This window comes from Bacillus timonensis (assembly GCF_000285535.1).
Taxonomy (GTDB): domain Bacteria; phylum Bacillota; class Bacilli; order Bacillales; family Bacillaceae_L; genus Ferdinandcohnia; species Ferdinandcohnia timonensis.
On sequence record NZ_CAET01000101.1, the window covers coordinates 1 to 366 of the forward strand.

Here is a 366-nt window from a genome sequence, read left to right on the forward strand (position 1 = left end):
AAATCGAGAAAGTGACGCAAATCCGTGGGCGGCAGACGCAAAAATAAGGATTTCGACGCAAATCCGTGGACGCAGACGCAAAAATTGGGATTTCGACGCAAATCCGTGGACGGCAGACGCAAAAAATAGGATTTCGACGCAAATCCATGGGCGCCGACGCAAAAAATAGAATTTGGACGCAAATCCATGAATGCAGACGCAAAAATTGGGATTTCGACGCAAATTCGTGGGCACAGACGCAAAAATTGGGATAATGACGCAAATCCTTGGACGCAGACGCAAAAATTAGAATATCGACGCAAATCATTGGGCACAGATGCAAAAAACGAGATAAAGATGCAAATCCGAGGGCGCAGACGCAAAAAT

1 protein-coding gene is annotated in these 366 nt (G+C 45.9%); it reads left to right on the forward strand.

The genetic code is table 11. The annotated features are described in order from the left end of the window. Positions 1–186: 186 nt before the first annotated feature. Positions 187–366, forward strand: a 180-nt coding sequence (locus BTHG_RS26535) for a hypothetical protein (protein WP_148361295.1), incomplete at its 3' end; no start/stop codon positions are given.